19 protein-coding genes are annotated in these 22,531 nt (G+C 39.1%); 15 read left to right on the top strand and 4 right to left on the bottom strand.

Features of this window, described 5'->3' with window-relative positions; translation table 11 throughout:
* The first annotated feature begins 25 nt into the window (after positions 1-25).
* The 9 genes from E6H07_04135 (at position 26) to treF (ending at position 12,525) form a co-directional block, all read left to right on the top strand.
* Positions 26-2,056, top strand: a complete 2,031-nt coding sequence (locus E6H07_04135) for a glycoside hydrolase family 65 protein (GenBank protein TMI65118.1) — start codon at positions 26-28, stop codon at positions 2,054-2,056.
* Between the two features lie 65 nt (positions 2,057-2,121).
* Positions 2,122-4,212, top strand: a complete 2,091-nt coding sequence (locus E6H07_04130) for a T9SS type B sorting domain-containing protein (protein TMI65117.1) — start codon at positions 2,122-2,124, stop codon at positions 4,210-4,212.
* Positions 4,213-4,335: 123 nt separating this feature from the next.
* Positions 4,336-4,896, top strand: coding sequence for a hypothetical protein (locus tag E6H07_04125; GenBank protein TMI65116.1), 561 nt, complete (start codon positions 4,336-4,338; stop codon positions 4,894-4,896).
* A gap of 77 nt (positions 4,897-4,973) precedes the next feature.
* On the top strand, positions 4,974-6,284 hold the full coding sequence (locus E6H07_04120; GenBank protein ID TMI66458.1) for a vanadium-dependent haloperoxidase: 1,311 nt from the start codon (positions 4,974-4,976) through the stop codon (positions 6,282-6,284).
* Positions 6,285-6,319: 35 nt separating this feature from the next.
* Positions 6,320-7,426: a hypothetical protein gene (locus E6H07_04115; protein ID TMI65115.1), complete on the top strand. Its 1,107-nt coding sequence runs from the start codon at positions 6,320-6,322 to the stop codon at positions 7,424-7,426.
* Positions 7,427-7,499: 73 nt separating this feature from the next.
* Positions 7,500-8,639 (top strand): DUF3179 domain-containing protein, encoded by a 1,140-nt coding sequence (locus tag E6H07_04110; protein TMI65114.1) that lies wholly within the window; start codon positions 7,500-7,502, stop codon positions 8,637-8,639.
* A gap of 73 nt (positions 8,640-8,712) precedes the next feature.
* On the top strand, positions 8,713-9,705 hold the full coding sequence (locus E6H07_04105) for a LacI family transcriptional regulator (GenBank protein TMI65113.1): 993 nt from the start codon (positions 8,713-8,715) through the stop codon (positions 9,703-9,705).
* A gap of 38 nt (positions 9,706-9,743) precedes the next feature.
* The gene (locus tag E6H07_04100; protein ID TMI65112.1) at positions 9,744-11,009 is read left to right on the top strand and encodes an MFS transporter; all 1,266 of its coding nucleotides are present in this window, start codon (positions 9,744-9,746) and stop codon (positions 11,007-11,009) included.
* Positions 11,010-11,019: 10 nt separating this feature from the next.
* Positions 11,020-12,525 carry an alpha,alpha-trehalase TreF gene (gene treF / locus E6H07_04095; protein TMI65111.1) on the top strand — a complete coding sequence of 502 codons (1,506 nt, stop codon included), beginning with the start codon at positions 11,020-11,022 and terminating at the stop codon, positions 12,523-12,525.
* Between the two features lie 29 nt (positions 12,526-12,554).
* On the opposite strand, the gene E6H07_04090 is transcribed toward treF, so the two are convergent.
* The 3 genes from E6H07_04090 to E6H07_04080 all read right to left on the bottom strand — a co-directional run bounded on the left by E6H07_04090 (position 12,555) and on the right by E6H07_04080 (position 17,107).
* The gene (locus tag E6H07_04090) at positions 12,555-13,508 is read right to left on the bottom strand and encodes a carbohydrate kinase (GenBank protein TMI65110.1); all 954 of its coding nucleotides are present in this window, start codon (positions 13,506-13,508) and stop codon (positions 12,555-12,557) included.
* A 243-nt stretch (positions 13,509-13,751) separates the two neighbouring features.
* Positions 13,752-16,367: a PKD domain-containing protein gene (locus E6H07_04085; protein ID TMI65109.1), complete on the bottom strand. Its 2,616-nt coding sequence runs from the start codon at positions 16,365-16,367 to the stop codon at positions 13,752-13,754.
* A 137-nt stretch (positions 16,368-16,504) separates the two neighbouring features.
* Positions 16,505-17,107 carry a hydrolase gene (locus E6H07_04080; GenBank protein TMI65108.1) on the bottom strand — a complete coding sequence of 201 codons (603 nt, stop codon included), beginning with the start codon at positions 17,105-17,107 and terminating at the stop codon, positions 16,505-16,507.
* A gap of 132 nt (positions 17,108-17,239) precedes the next feature.
* Here E6H07_04080 and E6H07_04075 point away from each other — a divergent pair, with 132 nt between their 5' ends.
* The 6 genes from E6H07_04075 (at position 17,240) to E6H07_04050 (ending at position 22,231) form a co-directional block, all read left to right on the top strand.
* Positions 17,240-18,271, top strand: a complete 1,032-nt coding sequence (locus E6H07_04075) for an MBL fold metallo-hydrolase (protein ID TMI65107.1) — start codon at positions 17,240-17,242, stop codon at positions 18,269-18,271.
* Between the two features lie 194 nt (positions 18,272-18,465).
* Positions 18,466-18,909: a 50S ribosomal protein L13 gene (gene rplM / locus E6H07_04070; GenBank protein ID TMI65106.1), complete on the top strand. Its 444-nt coding sequence runs from the start codon at positions 18,466-18,468 to the stop codon at positions 18,907-18,909.
* 39 nt (positions 18,910-18,948) lie between these two features.
* Positions 18,949-19,338: a 30S ribosomal protein S9 gene (gene rpsI / locus E6H07_04065; GenBank protein TMI65105.1), complete on the top strand. Its 390-nt coding sequence runs from the start codon at positions 18,949-18,951 to the stop codon at positions 19,336-19,338.
* Positions 19,339-19,412: 74 nt separating this feature from the next.
* The gene (gene rpsB, locus E6H07_04060) at positions 19,413-20,306 is read left to right on the top strand and encodes a 30S ribosomal protein S2 (protein ID TMI65104.1); all 894 of its coding nucleotides are present in this window, start codon (positions 19,413-19,415) and stop codon (positions 20,304-20,306) included.
* A gap of 224 nt (positions 20,307-20,530) precedes the next feature.
* A complete protein-coding gene (locus E6H07_04055) occupies positions 20,531-21,367 on the top strand; it encodes an elongation factor Ts (protein ID TMI65103.1) in 837 nt (278 codons plus the stop codon).
* A gap of 63 nt (positions 21,368-21,430) precedes the next feature.
* Positions 21,431-22,231 (top strand): class I SAM-dependent methyltransferase, encoded by an 801-nt coding sequence (locus E6H07_04050; GenBank protein TMI65102.1) that lies wholly within the window; start codon positions 21,431-21,433, stop codon positions 22,229-22,231.
* Here E6H07_04050 and E6H07_04045 read toward each other — a convergent pair.
* The gene (locus E6H07_04045; protein TMI65101.1) at positions 22,226-22,531 is read right to left on the bottom strand and encodes a Dabb family protein; all 306 of its coding nucleotides are present in this window, start codon (positions 22,529-22,531) and stop codon (positions 22,226-22,228) included. The genes E6H07_04050 and E6H07_04045 overlap by 6 nt on opposite strands.

The raw sequence follows: 22,531 nt of genomic DNA, 5'->3' as shown, positions 1-22,531 counted from the left end.
AATTCATGTTTCTAAAATAACAACGATGATACGCTTGCTGTTCATTTCAGGGTTTGCAATGTTAGCTAATATTTCGATTGCGCAGGATGCCTGGAAAATTAAAGCTGATAAAATTGATTTAAATAATTACTATGGTATCACGGTGGCCAACGGTATGATCGGAATAGTTTCTTCTCCAGAGCCATTTAAGGTAAAAGACGTGGTGCTGGCCGGGGCCTACGACTTATATGGCCGGGGCAGGGTAAGCAATTTTCTCAAAAGTTTTAACCTGCTGAACATGTACCTGGAGATCGATAATAAAAGAATTGATGCAAGATCAGCAGCCGGAATGCAGCAGGAACTGGATATGCGCAATGCCTCTTTTACTACTTCGTTTGATTATGGCGATAAAGCTACCGTTTCATATACCTACTATTCCCTCCGCCATTTGCCCTACACTGTTCTGATGGATGTAAGTATTACTGCAAAAAAAGATATTAATATTACTGGGGCAAGTGTAATGGAAGCTCCGGATGCAATGAAAGATGTTCAGAATTATTATAATGAAATTGACAGGCCACATGTGGTCATCAGCCTGCTTACTTCTACAGCCAAAAGTCCAACAGGTAAATTACAGATGTGTGCAAGCAATACATTTTTATTCAGCGAAAATCATGGCAATGAACCAAGAGTGATCCATGAAATGTGGGATAATAATATGCACCTGATGAAGTTCAGCCGAAAAATTAAAGCAGGCGAAACATATCGTTTTTCTATTGCAGGCTCTTCTATTACGTCCGCACACCATGACGATCCGTTGAATGAAGCTGAACGTGCCACCATTTTTGCAAAACTGGAAGGAAGAGAACGACTATTGAATTTTCATACTAAAGCATGGGATGAATTATGGAAAAGTGATATCGTTATAGAAGGAGATGCACAATCACAGCAGGATGTACATAGCATGCTTTATCATTTGTACTCTTTCTCAAGAGAAGGAACAGCCTTATCACCTTCACCAATGGGATTAAGCGGATTGGGATATAACGGCCATGTCTTCTGGGATACTGATCTATGGATGTTTCCGGCAGTACTCGTATTACATCCTGAAATTGCAAAAAGCATGGTGGAATATCGCTATCAAAGATTGGAAGCAGCAAAACGAAATGCTTTTAGTAAAGGATACAAAGGAGCTATGTATCCATGGGAGAGTGCAGAAACAGGAGTGGAGGAAACACCGGTATGGGCATTGAGTGGTCCGTTTGAACATCATATTACTGCTTGTGTTGGTATTGCTGCATGGAATTACTATTGTGTAACACAGGATAAAAACTGGTTACGTGAAAAAGGTTATCCTATTCTTTCTGCTACTGCCGATTTTTGGGCAAGCCGGGTGGAAAGAAATGGTGCTGGTAAATATGATATTAAAAATGTGGTAGCAGCTGATGAATGGGCCGAGAATGTTGACAACAATGCATTCACCAATGCGGCAGCTATTTCCAATTTAAAATTTGCAACAGAAGCAGCAAAGATTTTAGGAATATCTCCAAACGCAGACTGGATGCATGTAGCGGAAAATATTCCTGTACTAAAACTGGACAATGGAGTTACAAAAGAACATGCAACTTATAATGGAGAAGGAATAAAACAGGCCGATGTAAATCTTTTATCCTATCCCTTAAAATATATTACGGATCTGGCGCAGGTAAAAAAGGATCTGCAATACTATGAAACAAGGGTACCGAATGAAGGAACCCCGGCAATGACACAGGCTATCTTTTCATTACTTTATGCAAGGATAGGCGACCCTGAAAAAGCCTGGCATTGGTTTAAAGATGCCTATTTATCCAATCTAAATCCGCCATTCAGGGTAATAGCTGAGACAAAAGGGGGAACTAATCCCTATTTTGCTACCGGGGCTGGCGGAATTGTTCAATCTTTGCTGATGGGGTTTGGTGGACTGGATATTACACCGAATGGTATTGTGCAATTAAAGTCTGTTTTACCTGCAAATTGGAAAAGCCTGACCATAACAGGTGTGGGGCCAGAAAGGAAAACATACAAGGTTTCAAAGTAAGCTTCTTGTATAAATTATTTCCAATAAAACCTGACTGAAACGACCATGAAAACATTTCATACTTAATGAAGGGGTATTTCCATAAAAAATATATCAATGTATTGCTGGCGGTATTTGGAAGTTTGATCTTACAAACTATCAATGCACAAATATGCACACCCGATATATTTTTTAAACACTACGATGGTAATGCTGCTGTTTATACAAGCAAAGTTATCACTACAACCCAGGGAGATATTCTTTCAGTTGGCGGAGTACTTAAAATAAACGGAGAATTCGTAGATGCTACTGATGGCTGGTTAACCAAACTTTCACCGAGAGGTACGGTGCTTTGGTCAAAAAGATATTTTGTACCGGGATTTAATTCAGGCAGTTTTATATCAGTTGAAAATGCAACTGACAGTTCATACCTCGTAACTGCCCGTTTCGGAAAATATAAGAAGAGATTCGACGGCACGTTGGAAGAACTGGATGCTGCTTCGTTTTTAATTCATATCGATAAGTTTGGAAATGTGTTATGGGTAAAAAGAATGAACAACTATGTAAATGATTCGATCCTTTCTTCTATTACACGATTACAGGATAACTCATTTATAATTGCAGGGTCCATTATCAAAAGTTCAATCCCAAAACTGTTGTTATTAAATTTTAATCTTAATGGAACTGTCTGGTGGGATAAGATACTATATGTTGATAGTGCACAACTCGGCACTCCGCTCGTAAAACAATTGAGTAACGGCACGGTCATCATTGCCGGGGCCACTCTTAAATATAATTCGACCTTTTCTTTTTTTACCGATATGGGATGGTATATACATAAAATTGATCCTGTAACAGGAAGTTTTATCCGCTCATCCGGTCTTTATATTAATGCTCCCACTGATAGGAGTGTGCCATTAGAAAGCATCAGTAATATATTAGAACTGCCCAATGATACACTTGCTCTTTCTACTTCATATTCCGGATTAAATTTTTTCGGCATAGATCCCGGATCAAGAGAAGCGATGATATTAAAGACAAGTTCAAGTGGGCAATTTTATAGTGCAGACGGCTATCTTAATACTGTGCCGGGTTGTCGTTTAATGGATGCTCAATATATAAACGGGAAATTCAGACTGTTGGTGGATGATGGTTTTAAAACATTGTATGCTGAACTGAACAGGGCCGGTGATATAACAAGCCAGATGGCCTATGGAAATGTTTATAGTTTAATACAGGGTTATAAGTTGCTGGATGGCGAGCCTTCTATCCGTTCTTTTTATACAGGTCGGAGGCAATATCCTTTGATTGGATTGATGAAGGCTGAACCGGATGGTTCTATCAATTGCATGCAAACTCCATCACAGTTAATAAAGGATCCGATCACATCAACATACCGGACAGAAGGTGTAACTGTTGATTATATCAGGCCTTCGTTTCCTTTTGTTTTCGAAGACATAGGCCAATCCGTCAGTTGGGCAAATTACAATTTCAATACAAATATTGATTGCGTTGTTACCTGTTGTGATAATATCCGGTCGGATACAACACAAACACAATTATGCAATTCATTAAGCTATCGGCTGCCGGATAATTCTGTTGTACGGGAAACGGGAATGTATTATGTGAATGTAAAAAATGCAAACAATTGTGACAGCATCGCTTATTATGATATTCAATTTTTAAAAAAACCGGTTATCAACCTCGGTGAGGATACTTGTTTTGTAAATACTGCACCAATTGTTTTGCGTGCAGACTCAGGGTATACAAGTTATAACTGGATGGGAACAGATATTTCAGATCATACCTACACCGCCACAACTCCTGGTAAGTACACACTCAGTATTACCAATCGATGCGGCACTGGTGTGGATGAGATCATTATTTATGAAGATTGTGAGTTTCCGGTTTATATGCCAACAGGGTTTACACCGGGCAATGATGGTTTGAATGATTATTATAATTACCCGATTCAAAATAAGAACCGGCTTATCAGCCTGGATATTTATAACAGGTTCGGTCAACGGGTCTTTTTTACCACCGATAGGTCGAAGGGCTGGAATGGAAAACTTAGTAATATGGAACAGGCAACGGGGCTTTATGTATACATCCTTCGAGTGGAAACACTGGATGGCCGGCCCTTGGTAAAAAAGGGTTCATTTGTGCTTATCCGATGATAAAAACAGGTGTAACTAACTTCTGCCCGATTTATTTTCCATTCTATAACGTTTGCAGTAAAAAATTACTTTCCCAGGCACCCATATTTTGACAAATAACCCTAAATTGTAGCTTCGAAACCAGTGAAAAAAACTGCTGCCATATTACTACTTGCATTATTGCTTTTCAATACGATAGGTTATCGTGTTGTATTTAATTTACTGGAACAAAAAGCAACAGCCCGACTCGAAAATAAAATTGACGCAGGAAAATATTCTGAAGAAGAATTAGTAGAAGTAAAAATTCCGCTCAGCATGCCTTATTATTCTGATAAGGATTATGAGTCAGTATATGGCGAAACAGATTGGAACGGTCAGCATTACCGCTATGTAAAAAGAAAGATCACAGGAAATACTTTATATCTTCTTTGCCTGCCGCATGAAGAAAAAAACCTGATTGTAACTGCAGAGAATGAAATGGCAAAAGCAGCAGTTGATAATTCAACTAATGCACCCGGCCAACAAAAACAAACACCTTCTCTTGTAAAACTGTTAAGTAGTGTTTTCGAAAAAAGCAGTAATGATTTTTCACTGGCCCAGCTTTCAATGCTGAACCAGTCATGGATTATAACAGACATAAGCATAAATAATCCGTACACCCCGCAAACCCCTGCGCAACCACCCGAGCATTCCGGGAACTGTTAATCACTATTGCAACGAAAGGATCTATTCACTTCCTTCAATTTTTTTATTAAACAAATATGAGAGCATTAAGGTTTTTAATGCCTTTAACGCTGCTTGCTGTTGTAAGCTGCAGTGAAAAAGGTAAATCTGATTATTCAAGAGTTTTCGATGACCAACTTATTTATTGCAAAACAGTTAAAAAGCTGAATGATGTTGTACTGGAAAATAATTTTCCGCCAATGATCGGAAGCCGTAATTATGTATATGCAAATATTGCTGCATATGAATGTGTCGCAGCAGGCGACCCGTCCTATCAATCTTTATCAGGCCAGATCAAACATATGCCACCAATGCCGAAACCTGAAACAGGAAAAACGATTGACTTTTCGCTGGCCGCATTATTTGCATGTTCAAAAGTGGGTAATGCTGTTACTTTTCCTGAGGGTAGCATGATGGGATATTATGATGAACTGAAAAAAACGGCAGAGAGTATCGGGATGCCTTCAGAAGTTTTACAAAATACAATTCAGTTTTCTGATTCAATTGTAGCTGCAATAATGAGATGGAGTAAAAAGGATAACTATGCTCAAACAAGAACGGCAGAAAGATACACTGTACTGAACGATGTATCAGGTCGCTGGATACCTACACCACCCATGTACGGTACCGCAGTTGAACCGCATTGGAATGAAATAAGACCAATGGTAATGGACTCTGCATCGCAGTTCAAACCTATACCTCCTCCTATCTTTGATATAAAAAATAAAAACAGTGTTTATTACCAGGCATTGATGGAAGTAAAAACGATTGGAGAAAACCTTACGGATGAACACAAACATATAGCCGACTTCTGGGATGATAATCCTTTTAAGATGAATGTAGCGGGTCATGTTATGTTTGCTACTAAAAGATTTTCACCGCCCGGTCACTGGATGAATATTGTAGGTATTGGTGCTAAAGCAGCAAAGGCTGATTTTAATACCACCGTTGCAGCTTATGCGCAAACATCTATTGCATTGTTCGATGCTTTTATCAGCTGCTGGGATGAAAAATTCAGGAGTAACTATGTAAGACCCGAAACGGAGATCAATAAGATCGATGAAGACTGGCGTCCTTATATACAAACACCGCCGTTCCCTTCTTATACAAGCGGGCATGCAACCAACTCTGCCGCAGCAAGTGAAGTAATGACGGCATGGTTTGGTGATAACCTATCCTTTACAGATACATCATTACTTGAATTTGGCATTGCCAACAGAGAAATAAAATCTTTTCGTGAAGCAGCAAAAGAAGCAGCCATGTCAAGATTATATGGAGGCATTCATTATCGTTTTGATAATGATAATGGCGCAGCCGCAGGAAGAAAACTGGGTGCCTATTTAGTATCAAGACTTAAATTAAAAAAATAAACTGCTATTAAACGAAACTTAAAACAACAATTAAAATGAAACGCATTTATCTACTTATAACAATTCTGTTTGCCATCAGCATTGAAAATTCTAATTCACAGGGATGTGTGGCTATCCGTAGTAATGGTAATACCTGCAGCCTTGCAAAACCTGGTGATATAAAGGGTTGGCAAATAAATTTTAATACCCGTTATTTTAAATCCTATAAACATTTTGTAGGAAAAGAGGAACAACATGAAAGAATAGAAGAAGGAACTGAAGTGATCAATCATTCCCTAAGTTGGGATTTTACATTAACCAAAACATTGAATAAATACTGGTCACTCGGCATCAATATTCCCATTATCTCTAATGTTCGTTCTTCTATGTATGAGCATTATGGTAATAACAGCACGCATCCGAATGCAAGAAACAATACCAAAGCATTTGGCTTGGGAGACATTCGCTTTACTGCTTACCGCTGGATGTTTGATCCGGCAAAATCTCATAAAGGAAATCTGCAAGTGGGTTTGGGAATTAAATTCGCAACGGGCAATTACGAGGTTATAGATTATTTTCATAAACTCACATCAAGAGGAACTGATAGCACAGTACTCGGCCCAGTTGATCAGTCTATACAGTTAGGCGACGGCGGAACAGGTATTGCACTTGAATTAAATGGTTTTAGAAATTTCGGAGCAAGGTTCGGTGTGTATGGGAATTTTTATTATCTCTCAAATCCGATGGAACAAAATGGTGTATCTACTTCAAGAGGTGGTGCAACCTCAGCCGCGAATATTCAGTATTTCAGCAGTACGATGAGCATCCCTGATCAGTTTATGATTCGGGGCGGATTGGATTATCGGATCACAAAAAACCTTACAGCATCAGGTGGTGTCAGGTGGGAAGGAATTCCTTCAAGTGATCTGATAGGTGGGGATAAAGGTTTTCGTCGTCCGGGCTATGTATTTTCTGCGGAGCCAACGATTTCTTATATGACCAAGAAAGCAAACTTCTATCTTTCTGTTCCGTTTGCGTTAGAACGTAATCGTACACAAAGCTATTCTGATAAATTACGTTCGGCAGCTACCGGCATACATGTACAGGGAGATGCAGCATTTGCAGATTATCTTATCAACGTAGGATTTTCTGTTCATCTATAAAAGCATAATAAATAAAGACAAATAGCATTACGGCGTTGTAAATCTTTACTGACGCCTTTTTTTAAATAGCAACATGAAAAAATATTTTTGGCTCGGCTTCTTAGGATTGCTACTGTTTGAAATTGCGAATGTTTATTTCATTATGCCCATGCCGGGTAGCCAGCAGATGAATAGTATTGATCTTGCCTATTTTTTACACAAATGGCGTTGGATATTCAGAGCCCTTTTTGGATTGATACTAATAGTTGGATTGTTGAAATCAAACTGGAGAAGAAAATGGGTGCCTGCAGTTCCCATTCTGCTACTTGCTGCAGTTGTATTTATGGCAAATTTCAAAATGGCGGCTGATGCTATGTTTAAGCAGCCTAAACAAGTATTACTGGTAAACGCACAAACCAATAAAGTTGATTTGAACAGGCTGGTGCTTGGCGTTTCAATTAATGGAGAAGCCAAAGCTTATCCAATTCAGTTTTTAGGATATCATCATCATATACAAGATACCGTTGGCGGCAAAACTATACTGGTAACTTATTGTACTGTTTGCAGAACAGGCAGAGTGTTTGAACCAATGGTAAATGGCAAAAAAGAAAAATTCAGGCTGGTAGGCATGGATCATTTTAATGCTATGCTGGAAGATGCCACAACCAAAAGCTGGTGGCGGCAGGTAAATGGTGAAGCTATTGCAGGAAAATTAAAAGGTCAACAATTACCCGAAGTGCTCAGCACTCAAACAACATTGGCTGAGTGGTTGCAGTTAAATCCTTCTTCACTCATCATGCAGGCAGATCCGGCATTTATAAATAAATATGACAGTACAATGAAATATGAAAGTGGCGCCAGCAAAAGTAAACTCACAGGTACCGATTCGCTTTCATGGAAAGATAAATCCTGGGTAGTTGGGATAAAAACCGGCAAAGCAAGTAAGGCTTATGACTGGAACCAATTAAAGATGGAGCGAATGATACAGGATACGATTGGCAATACACCTATTTTATTGGTTCTTGCAACCGATAACAAAAGCTTTTTTGCTTTTGAAAAACATGCACCGGAAGCAAATGTGGATTTAAGAAATGATACATTGATTTTTAATAACCGGCGATATCGCATCGATGGAAAAGGAATTGATACTTCTGGTTCACTAAAACTTTTGCCGGCTTCCCAGGAGTTCTGGCATAGTTGGCGTACGTTCTATCCCGCCACAACGAAATACTAAATTTATTTTTTAGCCATAGCAAAAAAATAGGCTTAAGTTGCCGGATAATTTTCACACATAAAAAGTTTCTGTGATGCAGCACAGTACACTCAAAAAACTTTCAGACACTTTAGGTGTCAGTATCTCCACCGTATCCCGTGCATTAAAGGGTCATCCTGACGTATCGGAGGATACCCGTAAAAAAGTAAAAGATCTTGCCGAAGCACTCGAGTATGAGCCAAATAATAATGCCGTTCAGTTAAGGACACGCAAAAGCAATGTATTAGGAATTATGGTACCGGTGCTTGATAATTTCTTTTACGATTCATTTATTGCTGCAGTGGAGGAAGATGCAAGAGTGCAGGGTTATTCAGTACTTATTATGCAGTCGAGAGACCAACTTGAGCTCGAAACTTCATGCCTGCAATTGTTCAGAAAAAAAATGGTGACAGGCTTGCTGGCATCACTTTCAATAGAGATCGAGGATATGACTCCATTTAAAAAACTGAATGAAGCAGGTATACCGGTTATTTTTTTTGACCGGGTACCAGTTGAAAAAGGTTTTTATAAAGTATGTCAGTCCGACGAAAAATCTGCGGCTACTGCTGCCGAAGTGATCATTAAAAAGAAAAAAAAGAAAGTGCTTGCGTTGTTTGGTCATCCGCATTTAAGTATAACACAGGTAAGATGCGCATCTTTCAAAGAAGTTTTTCAAAGGCTTGCACCTAAGACAGAAGTGGATATTTTCTACCCTGAAAGTATTGCGGGTGCTGAGGAACTGGTTCTTTCTTTATTAAAGCAAGGGAAAAAATATGATGTGGTTTTTTGTATGGGTGATTTGATCCTGATCGGTGCCATGCATGCCATTCACGAACTGGATCTAAAAATTCCTGAAGAGATCGGGATCATCAGTATCAGTAATGGACTGATACCAACAATGTATAAACCTAAGATCACCCATGTGGAAACCAGCGGCAATAAACTTGGTAAACTGGCATTTGCTCAAATGTTATCGAGTCTGCAAGAAAAACCAATTGCAGAGGAAGTTTTTCTCGAATCGGTGCTGGTAGAAGGCGGCTCGTTGTAACAAATGCTGTATATTTCTTATTCTAAAAGCAGCCGCTTATGTCTAATCTCAGGATCAAAATCTCCCTGTTCCTTAATTATTTTGTTTTTGCCATATTGCTGAACAGTGTAGGTACTGTAATACTGCAGGTGCAGAATAATTTCAATGTTTTAAAAGGCTCTGCGAGTATTCTTGAAGCATTCAAAGACCTAAGTATTGCTATCGCTTCTTTTTTAATTGCCTCTTATGTTGTGCGTATTGGGTATAAAAAAACGATGCTGATTGCATTGGCTTTGGTTTCAGCAATCTGCTTTATCATGCCGTCAGTACCCTCTTTTCTTATGACTAAATTATTGTTTGCGACTGTTGGTGTAAGCTTTGCGTTAATAAAAGTTTCTGTGTTTTCAACATTAGGTATTGTTACCAGCAGTAAAAAAGAGCATTTAAGCCTTATGAATTTTTTGGAATCATTTTTTATGGTCGGTGTGCTGGCTGGTTACTTCATTTTTGCATCCGTAGTGGATAATGATAATCCGCAATCGACAAAATGGTTCAGCATTTATTATTTGCTGGGTGGGTTATCGGTAATTGCATTTCTATTATTACTCACAACACCACTGGATGAAACATCTGTACAAAAAGAAGAAAAAGGAAAATCTGCCAAACAAGAGTTTGTGGAAATGCTGAGACTTATCATTTTCCCGTTGGTATTGGTTTTTATTTTCTGTGCATTTTTTTACGTATTGATCGAGCAAAGCATTATGAGCTGGTTGCCTACATTTAATAAAGATGTCTTACATCTTTCTACCAGTATGGCGATTCAGATGGCTAGTATACTTTCAGGAGCCATTGCATTGGGACGTTTTCTTGCAGGTCTTGTAATGCGAAAAGTGGATTGGCTTATAGTGCTGGTTTCTTGTTTAGTTGCGGCAGCAGGAATTGTATTGATCACTGTTCCACTTACAAAAAATATTGCCATTACTTCTATTACCAATTTTTCTGATATACCATTGATTGGTTTTGCATTTCCACTGATAGGTTTATTTCTTGCGCCAATTTACCCGGCTATCAATTCGGTTATTCTCAGTAATCTTCCGGCGCATAAGCATGGAGCCATGTCAGGCCTGATCGTTGTTTTTTCTGCATTGGGTGGAACAACAGGATCCATTATCACGGGCCATGTGTTTGAAGCATACGGAGGACAAACTGCATTTTATTTTTCATTGATTCCAATTGCTATACTGGTTGGGTTACTTTTTGCATTTAAAAAACTACAACCGAAAACTTCCGGCGCAACGGAAATGAAAATGACCGGTGGACATTAAATTGAACTGAATGGAAATATTTGAACTGGACCATTTGTTTGAAGCAGTACAATTGCAAAAAATTTTTCCTGATGGAAAAACATTTGTGGATTGCACACCAAAAAAAGATTTAGAGGAAATAGCTACCCAATATGAAAATCAAAAAGCCAACCCTGGTTTTGATCTGAAAGAATTTGTTCTTCAGCATTTTGAATTACCTCACATACCTGATTCCGGATTTGCCGGTAGTGAAAGCAAAACTATTACTGAACATATTGAATCATTATGGACCGTACTTACCCGCAAACCTGATACACAAAAAGGTTCATTGATCCCATTGCCTTATTCTTATATCGTTCCCGGTGGCAGGTTTGGGGAAATTTATTACTGGGATAGTTATTTCACTATGTTAGGTCTGCGGGCATCGGGCCGTATAGATATGATTGAGAATATGGTAAATAATTTTTCTCATCTCATCGATACAATTGGTTTTATACCGAATGGCAATCGTACTTACTATACGGGTCGTTCACAACCTCCGTTCTTTTCTTTAATGGTTAGATTGCTGAGTGAAGAAAAAGGAAAGAAGGTATTAATTAATTATTTACCACAACTTGAGAAGGAATATAATTTCTGGATGGTGGGCAGTGAAATACTGAAGGAAGAAAACATTGCAGCTTTCCATGTTGTGCAGATGCCGGACGGAGAATTATTAAACCGGTATTGGGATAAGAACGATACACCCAGGCCTGAATCATATCGTGAGGATGTGGAACTGGCTCTTCAATCAAAGCAAAACTCTTCAATACTGTATCGTCATTTGCGGGCAGGAGCGGAGTCGGGCTGGGATTACAGCAGCCGCTGGTTTGCAGATGGAAGATCTTTTGATACTATTCATACAACTGACATCGTTCCGGTTGATTTGAATTGTTTGCTCTGGCATCTTGAAAAAACAATTGCCGAAGCCTGTGAACTAAATAAGGAAGATAAAAAGGTTGAACAGTATAAACTACTTGCAGAAAAAAGAAAAGCAGCTATTCAGAAATACTGCTGGAATGATGCGCAAGGCTTTTATGTAGATTATGATTTTGTAAACGGAAAACAAAAACATTCACTTACACTTGGGGGAGTAACTCCATTGTTTTTCAAAATAGCAACGGATGAACAGGCAAAACGAGTTGCTGTATTAGTAAAAGAAAAGCTTTTAAAACCCGGCGGAGTAGTGACTACGCTGGAAACAACCGGCCAGCAATGGGATGCACCCAACGGCTGGGCTCCGCTGCAATGGATGACAGTAAAGGGATTAGAAAATTATGATTTGAATGATCTGGCAAAAGAAATTGCTTTATGCTGGATAAAACTGAATGATGATGTATATAAACGAACCGGTAAGCTCATGGAAAAATATAATGTAGTGGACACAGAGCTTGAAGCTGGCGGTGGCGAATATGAAGGACAGGATGGATTTGGATGGACAAATGGAGTACTGCTTGCACTGATTAAGAAGTATGGAATACCTGAGTTGAAAGTTAATTAAAATAAATCAAAAGCACATCACGGATTATATTATTTAAAAATGTCATTATTTAAATGTTTAAATGCTTCCATTGCGCCAAGGTATTCGCAGGTACGGGCACCGGCTTTATTAGCATTGGAAATAATTCCACCCCATTGTTCTTTTGTCAATGCTTTTATTTCATCCAGTGATTTATCTGATACCTGGTAAAGCACTGCGCCAGTAAATGCATCACCAGCACCAGTAGTATCAACTGGTTTTATTTCAATACTTGGAATTGTTTGTGTTTCTCCCTTTAAACCCAGCAATGTTCCTTCTTTTCCCAATGTAATTGCAAAAGCAGCTGTTGTTCTCTGCAAGAAATCATTTGCTGAATCGGCAACAGTTGCTCTGCCTGTCAATATCATTGCTTCTTCATCACTTACTTTAAAGAAATGACAATGGTCTAAAAAGTTCCAGCTCTGGTCAATAAAAGATTGTTTATCATTTTGGAATAATAAACTCCGGTAGTTAGGATCGAAGCTGATAAAAACTTTATTTATTAAAGATTTTTGCAACAGGCTTTGGTAAGCAACCTGCAACGGACCCGGTAAAAATGCAGTTGCTGATCCAAAATGAACAATTGAAAACTCTTCGAGGTTGATAGTATCAACTTCGTCACGGGTAAGTTGACCGTCGGCACCACGGTTAAAATAAAAATCCCGTTCACCATTCATCATGAGTGATACAAATGCAAACGTGGTAAAATGATTTTCATCCTGCAGCATCCATTGTGTGCTTACGCCGAAAGAATCCATCACATCAATTAAATGTTTACCGAAAGGATCTTTACCAACTTTAGCAGCCAGTTCTACTTGACCCCCTAATGCAGCAATAGCTGCAGCTACATTGGTAGGCGCCCCGCCAGGTTTCTTTAAAAAATTTTCTCCTTCTGATAAAGGCTTTCCTTTATCTGTGCAGATCATATCGATCAGTGCTTCGCCTATGCAAAGAATTTTACTCATACTTATAATTTCCCATCATTTATCAATAATTGATTGGGTTTCACCTTGTGTTTTGTAAGCGTTGGTGTGTGAAATAAAATACTATTGAAAAGTAACAATGTATTCTCTTTAATATACACAGTTTGAACGGGATTTGTTTGCAAACGATTGCAAATAGCGGATACTTGTCTACACTCAAAATGCAAAAGCCGCCTCAAAGAAAAGAGACGGCTTTTTGTGTTAGCCCTGACGTAAGAACAAACTTTAATTTTTTAAGAATATAATACTGGCCTGCTGGTTGGGTGACTGCACATTATACGAGTATACACCAGTTGGCAATATTGTCAGATCATGTGTCCATGTATTTGGGCCAACCGTTACACTTCTTGTGAAAGTTCTCACGGGTAAGCCACTTGAGTTTACAATTCTGATGTTGACGGTTTCAGTATGTGTGCTTCTGAAACTAACTGTAACAGTATTAATCACCGGGTTTGGTGTCAGATGAAGTTGTGGTTCATTATTACCCGGTACACGGATAGTATTACAGATCCGGGTTTCACAACCTAATCTTGTTTTAATATAAAGACATACTTCAAAATCTCCTGCCTGTGTATAGGTATGTGTAACCACCTGGCCTGTTGCACTGGTGCCATCACCAAATGTCCACCGATATCCAATTACTTCATCATTCGGACGGTTGATGCTATGACCTGTAAACTTGTAAGCTCTTGGTCCGGCTAATGAATCTGTCATAAATCCACCACATATATCTGATGCAGGACGAATCACTACTTCTTTGCAATCATCAGCTTCGCAGCCGCCTACAAATTTTATTTTCACACATGCTCGGTACACACCGGGACCGGGATAAGTATGACGAATAATAAGACCAGGTATCGGGTTGGGTGTTGTAGGCGTAACCATGATGCAGGTATCATCACCATCACCAAATGTCCAGCATATTCTTTCTATTCTTCTTTCAGGATTTGATGATGCATTTGCATAAAACCCACGAACCAAACTTGTGATAGAAGGAGTGATCTCAAATAAACGTACGCGGCACTCCACTATTGGCGGTGGTATAATTATGTTTTTACAATTTCTTGCTTCACAACCACCGTAGTAAAGAATTTTCACACACACTTCGTATTGTCCGGGTTGGAGATAACGATGGCCTACCAAATACAAGCCTGTATAATTTTCAGGATAGTTGATACATGTATCGCGGCCATCACCAAAACTCCAGCAAATTCTTGCAGGCTTACGGTTCTGACTGTTGGATGGCAATGCTTTTAATGCAATTGTCAATGGATTATTGTCCTGTATTGGTGCTCTTTCAAAATCTGCTGTGCATGTTGCTGGATGACCAACCCGAATCTCTTTACACTTTCTTGCTTCGCAACCACCATAGTAAAGGATCTTTACACATACTTCATAGACGCCTGCGTTATTATAGCGATGGCGAACCGTGTATGTGCCGGTATAATTTTCCGGGTAGTTGATACAAGTATCACGACCATCACCAAATTGCCAGCAAACAGTTTTTGGCTTCTTGTTATTATTATGTCCAGGCAAAGCTTGGAAAGCAGTCTTGAGTGGATCATTGATCTCAATAACAGGGATACGTTCAAAATCTGCGCTACAGCTATCTGGTCTTGGACCTATCTGTACGGGTTTACATTTTCTTGCTTCACATCCCCCATAGTAAAGGATCTTCACGCATACTTCATACACACCAGTGTTATTATAACGATGAGCAACAGTATATAGGCCTGTGTAAGAGTTTGTATAATTAATACAGGTGTCACGACCATCACCAAATGTCCAGCAAATGCGTGCCGGCTTCTTATTGTTATTATGCCATGGCAATGCTTTGAATACGGCATGTAAGAATGAATTGGAAGCTGTAAGTGGCAGTTTTTCAAAATCAGCACGACATTCATCGGGCCTTTCAATAATTATATTTTTACATTTTCTTGCCTCACAACCGCCGTAGTAAAGAATCCTTACACATACTTCATAAGTTCCGGGTTGATTATAATTATGTGCAACAACATAGGTGCCGGTATAATTTTCAGGATAATTGATACAAGTATCACGGCCGTCCCCGAATGTCCAACAAATCGTTTTTGGCTTCTTATCATTATTATGCCAGGGTAATGCTTTGAAATAAACATTCAGCGGAGAGTTAGTTGTTGAAAGAGGTAATCTTTCAAAGTCAGCACGGCATTCATCGGGGCTCACAATAGTTATGTTCTCACATTTTCTTGCTTCACAACCACCGTAGTAAAGAATTCTTACGCATACTTCATAAGTTCCGGGTTGATTGTAATGATGTGCAACAGTATAAAGTCCTGTATAGTTTTCAGGATATTGAATACAAGTGTCACGACCATCACCGAATGTCCAGCAGATGCGTGCAGGTTTCTTATTTGCATTATTCCATGGCAATGCTTTGAAGCCAATTGTCAAAGGAGTGCTGGCAGTTACGGGAGCTCTCTCAAAATCTGCACGGCATCGAACAGGTATTTCAACAACTTTACAAACCTGTGCGGAAAGCACAGAATCATTTGTGTTGGAACGGTACCTGAAAATTTTAAGACAAACTGTATAAGTACCAGCTATAGTATAATGATGTTGGGTATTGGCTAATGGTAATGTCCATTGGCCTGTTCCATCACCAAAACTCCAGAAAGATCTGCGGGTACCGGGTTCGGATCCAATAATGGATGTGTTGGTAAATGCAACATCATTATTGTCGGCATTAACGGCAAACGTAAAGTTTGCTAAGTCAGCTGCGGGTATTGTCTGGGCTAAAGAAGATTGGCAAGCTACCAGGACAAAAAATATCCCGGTAAGAAAAGCGTAAAGCTTTCTCATAATTAAATAGTTTAATGACTGAATAGGGTTACTATTCTTTAGTCGGGGCTAGACGGTGAGAGACGTAGGTTGCTGATTAAAGACCTTGTATAGTTAACAGGGTTTAACAAAGTCCGAACTTTTTTTGCTTCGGATATTTACGAAACATCACGTTGATGTTCAATAATAAACTGCATGATTTCATCAGGCTGATGCTCGATCCTTGAAAAGGCGTCATTAATATCGTCGCGGCTTACGTTGGCAGCAAAAGATTTTTCTTTTAAACGTTTTTTTACCCCCTTTACTTCCATTCCATCATAGCCTTCTGGGCGCATCAGGCTATAAGCATGCACAAGACCACTGAGTTCATCAAATACATAGATCATTTTATCCATCTTATTCACCGGCTCTACGCCAAAATATTTTGGCCCATGTGATGCTATACAATGAATTACTTCGGGGTCAATATTTCTTCGTTCGAGTTCTTCAATGATAATACGGCAATGTTCATCAGGATGTTTTTCCCAATCAGCATCGTGAAGCAGACCTGCCAGTTCCCATTTCAAAGCCGTTTGTTCATCCGCATTTTCTTTTTTGATGGCCCATGCTTTCATCACGGCAGCTACCTGTTTCATATGCAGGCGGAGTCGGTCATTAGGAACCCATTCATTTAATAATGCATGAGCTTCTTCAATTGTCATCAGGTTTCCGGCATTTACTGGATTGCCAAATTCGGAACGGCCAAGATTATAGATGGGCATGGTAAAAGATTTAAAACGGAAGATATGAAATCGGCAATTTTCTGTAACTCACCCTTCAATATTGTTGATTCACCGACCGGTTATATATGATTGCATGCCAGCTTTGATAACTTGCATTCAAAATCGAAAACCATGTCATTGAAAATTACAGGTAAACTGCCTTCCGGAAAACATTTGCAACAATTAAAACAATCGCCCAACTATAATGGAGCAGGGTTTAAGAATTTATCCGAAACACCAATGAAACCGCAGGATGTTTCGTATTGGAAAATGATAACAGAGTTTTTGAAAAAGAACAAAGATACAGTTCCAGCCAAACCCTTACCATTTGTAAAAACAAATTTTGCTAAACTCAATTCGGAAGAACCAGTGATAGTCTGGTTTGGTCATTCATCTTATTTTATTCGCATTGAGAATAAAAACTTTTTGATCGATCCAGTATTCAGTGGCAATGCGGCGCCGTTTTCATTTATGGTAAAAGCATTCCCCGGAAGTAATGAATACAAAGCAGAAGATATGCCGCCGATTGATTACCTTATTCTCACACATGATCATTATGATCATTTAGATTATAAAACCCTTATAAAGCTTAAAAGCAAAGTGAAGAATGTTTATTGTTCATTAGGTTTATCTGCACACTTAAAGCATTGGGGATATGATTTAAATAAGATCACCGAATTGGATTGGTGGCAATCAGCAGAGTTGGATAATAATTTAAAACTCACCGCAGCACCGGCCCGTCATTTTTCAGGAAGAGGAATTAAAAGGGCTCAAACATTATGGTCTTCATTCATCTTAAAATCTTCAAAATATAATTTATATCTCGGCGGCGATTCCGGTTATGACTCACACTTTAAAGAAATAGGAGAGAAGCATGGTCCGTTTGATATTGCAATACTTGAAGCGGGGCAGTATAATACGATGTGGCCATTTATTCATATGATGCCCGAAGAAACCGTTCAGGCTGCTGTTGACTTAAAAGCAAAATTATTATTGCCGGTACATTGGGGCAAGTTTACATTATCTATGCATGCATGGACTGAACCGGTGAAAAGAGTTTTGGAAAAAGCAAAAGCATTAAATATAAAAGTAATAACACCAAAAATTGGTGAAGCTATCCCACTAATTAGTTATAAACCTTCAGAGCATTGGTGGAATTTATAGCCTAATGGAGCAAGGATAAAATATTAAGTCAAAATTTTTATTGAAAATCAACTATATATAAGGGTGCTATTAAAAATAGTTCCCTTTTTCTTTGGCTCATCACCCCTCTTGCCCTTACCTTCGCCGCCCCGATTTTAAAGGGATATTCTAAGCTGTTGGGATAGCAACAGCATCATTTAAAAACAAATAATAAGATGAGCAAACAACATTTTACTACTAAACATGCGAATGAGGCTACCGTAAGACGCAACTGGTACGTTGTGGACGGTACTAATCAAACCGTAGGTCGTATGTGTGCTAAAATTGCTGCAGTACTCCGCGGCAAAAACAAAGCATACTATACTCCTCACGTTGACTGCGGCGATTATATAATTGTAATCAATGCCGAGAAAGTTACATTCACGGGAAATAAACTTGAAGACAAAATGTATCAGAACTTCTCTGGTTATCCCGGTGGATTAAGAGAAGAAACTGCTGGTAATCTTTTAAAACGCAGACCTGAGATGATCGTTGAACGTGCCGTAAAAGGTATGTTACCAAAAAATCGCCTGGGCCGCAAGATGTTTAAAAAACTGTATGTGTATGTTGGTGGTGAGCATCAGCATCAGGCACAACAACCAAAAGAATTAAAATTTTAAACCCCTATCCCCTGAAGGGGAATAAAAACTAATTATAAAATGGAAAAACAAAAAAACGGAGTTGGTCGTCGTAAAGAGGCGGTGACCCGTGTGTTCTTAACTAAAGGTGATGGCAAGATCACTGTTAACGAGAAAGACTACAAAACTTATTTCCCGCTGGTATATCTGCAAAACCAGGTGGAGCGTCCATTCAAAACAATTGAAGCAACTGGTAAGTATGATGTACAGATCAATGCTGCTGGTGGCGGATTAAAAGGCCAGGCTGAAGCAGCGATGCTCGGTATTGCCCGTGTACTGGTTGATATCAATGCTGACTTTCGTCCTGCATTGAAAGCTGCCGGTTTGCTGAAACGTGACCCACGTTCTGTTGAGCGTAAGAAATTCGGTCATAAAAAAGCAAGAAGAAGCTTCCAGTTCTCTAAACGTTAACCTGGTTTTTGGTTGCTGGTTTTATTACCAGTAACAAGCATCAAAATAAATTATAAAACTTTTATAAGATAAACATGGAAAATAACACTTCACTTCAACAGCAGCTCCTCGATGCAGGTGTACATTTTGGTCACCTGAAAAAGAAGTGGAATCCCAAGATGTTGCCTTACATCTTTGCTGAAAAGAAAGGTATTCACATCATTGACCTCAACAAAACAGTTGAGTGCTTGCAGGAAACTGCAGCAGCAATGAAGCAGATTGCACGCAGCGGAAGAAAAATTCTTTTCGTTGGTACAAAAAAGCAAGCGAAAGATATCGTGAATGAATGTGCGAAAAGAGTAAACATGCCTTTCGTTACCGAAAGATGGCTGGGTGGAATGCTTACCAACTTTAATACTGTTCGTAAGAGTGTAAAGAAAATGCAGAGCATTGAAAAAATGCTGGGCGATGGTTCTTTCGACAGCATTACTAAGAAAGAAAGACTGACTTTATCAAGAGATAGGGACAAAATGGAAAAAGTATTAGGTGGTATTGCACAACTGGGCCGTGTACCAGCTGCTTTGTTCATCGTTGATATCGGTCACGAACATATCGCTTTGGCTGAAGCAAAGCGTTTGGGCATTACAACTTTCGGTGTAGTTGATACCAACTGCGATCCTAACAAAGTTGACTTTGCAGTTCCTGCAAATGATGATGCTACCAAATCAATCGCTATCATCTCTAATTATCTTACTGCTGCTATTGCAGAAGGTTTGGCAGAACGCCAGGCTGCAAAAGATGAGGAAGTGGATGAAACAGGCAATGATGAGAATGAAAAGAAAGCCGCTAAACTTTTAGCTGAAGCAGAAGCTGAAGGTGGTGGTCGCAGAGGCCGTGGTCCCGGTGGACCAGGTGGTCCTGGTGGACAGCGTCGCAGAACACCGGCTGGTGGCGGTGGTGGCCGTGGACCGGGTGGTGGAAGAAGATAAACCCCCTGTCCCCTGAAGGGGGAACTTAGGTCGGATACTCTTCATTGAATTGATAAGTTCTTTAAAGATGTGAGTTGAATGTGTTTGTGTTATTAGCTTCATTGCTACTATTAAGCTTTTGTTGCGTCGCACTCTTCAACACTTTGTTCTTTACTGAGCAATGTTCGAAAACAATTTTAAAATTCTCAAAGCCTCTTTAGGGGTTTGGGGTAAAATATATTACTATGTCAACAGTAGCTATAAGTGCACAGGATATAAATAAACTGCGCCAGATGACTGGCGCCGGCATGATGGATTGCCGTAAAGCATTAACAGAAACCAATGGCGATTTTGAAGCAGCTATCGATTGGTTAAGAAAACAAGGCCAGAAAGTAGCGGCTAAAAGAAGTGACCGTGAAGCAAAAGAAGGAGTGGTAATTGCTCAAACAACAGATGACCATAAAACAGGTATTGTTGTTTGTGTAAGCTGCGAAACTGATTTCGTTTCCAAGAATGCTGACTTCGTTGCATTCGCACAAACTATTGCAGATGCTGCTATCGCAGGAAATGTAAAAACACTTGATGAGTTAATGAATGTAAAAGCACCTCATTCAACAGTAGCAGAATTAGTAAACGATAAACTCGCTGCAATCGGTGAGAAGATCGGCGTTACAAAATTTGAAAGAGTAGATGCTGAGTATGTAGCATCCTACATTCATGGTGCTAATCGTATTGGTGTATTGGTAGGGTTAAATAAAGATGCTGCTGAAGCAGGTAAAGATGTGGCAATGCAAATTGCAGCATTAAACCCTGTTGCTGTAGATGCAGCTTCAGTTTCTGCAGATATAATTGCCCGTGAAAAAGCAATCATTGTGGACCTGATGAAGCAGGATCCAAAGATGGCGGGCAAACCTGATGAGATGCTTGCCAAAATCGCTGAAGGTAAAATGGGAGCTTTCTTTAAGGAACAAACTTTAACTGCGCAGGCTTTTGTAAAAGATAGCAGCAAAACAGTTGAGCAATACTTGAAAGAAAGTGGTGATTTGAAAATAACAGAATTTAAAAGAGTGGCTTTAGGATAATAATAATTATTTCTTTAAATAATTCAAGGGAGCCAATTCGGTTCCCTTTTTTAATTTTATAAGATGGAAGATCACAATCAGTATTTTGAAGCAAATAAAAACCTCTGGAACCAACGAACCGCAGTTCACAAAGATTCAGAGTTTTATAACCTTGCTGCATTTAAGGCAGGCGAAAATGTTTTAACACCAATAGAATTGAATGAAATAGGTGATGTAAAAGGCAAATCACTGCTGCACCTGCAGTGCCATTTTGGAATGGACACCTTAAACTTCAGTCGTATGGGTGCAAAATGCACCGGCATTGATTTAAGTGATGGTGCAATCAAACTTGCACAGGAAATAAATGATGAACTAAAGCTGGATGCGAAATTCGTTTGCTGTAATGTTCTGGATACTTCTGAATATATAAAAGAGCAATTCGATATTGTTTTTACTTCTTATGGAACTATTGGTTGGCTGCCGGATTTAAAACCCTGGGCCAAAATGATTGCCCAACGAATGAAACCGGATGGGTTTTTCTATATAGCCGAGTTTCACCCGGTGATGTGGATGTTTGATGATGATTTTACTCATATCAAATATGCATACGAAAACCAGGAAGTGATAGTAACTGAAAATGAAGGAACCTATACTGACCGGAATGCAGATATAAAAGGAAAAGAATATAGTTGGAACCATAGCATAAGTGAAGTATTGAATGCATTGGTAGCTACAGGATTAAAAATTGAATTCTTTAATGAGCATATGTACTCACCCTATCCTTGTTTCAGAAATACAGTTGAAACAGAAAAAGGCAAATGGCATATAAAAGGAATGGAAGGAAAACTGCCGATGGTCTATTCACTGAAGGCAGTTAAATCATAAAACATTTACTGTATCGTATACAGTTACTTTTTTCCAAAGATGCTTGCATGTTTTTACAAACTCTAAGTGAATTGGATCAGTTTGATAACTATCCTGGTCGGCAGCATTGTCAAAAAACAATAACCATGAAATAGAGTAACTGCTGTCTATCACATCACGGCGGGTATCGGCGGGCATACCGATATAAAATGATTTGATAGTGCTGATTTTGGAAAGTTTTTTCAATCCATCAATTAAGCTTTTTTTATCAGCGTCATTGTGGGGATTGTTCAACCAGAAATAAACATGATGAATAAACAT

This window comes from Bacteroidota bacterium (assembly GCA_005882315.1).
Classification (GTDB): domain Bacteria; phylum Bacteroidota; class Bacteroidia; order Chitinophagales; family Chitinophagaceae; genus VBAR01.
Note: the sequence above shows the minus strand (reverse complement) of the source record. Positions and strands in the feature narration are given on the sequence as shown.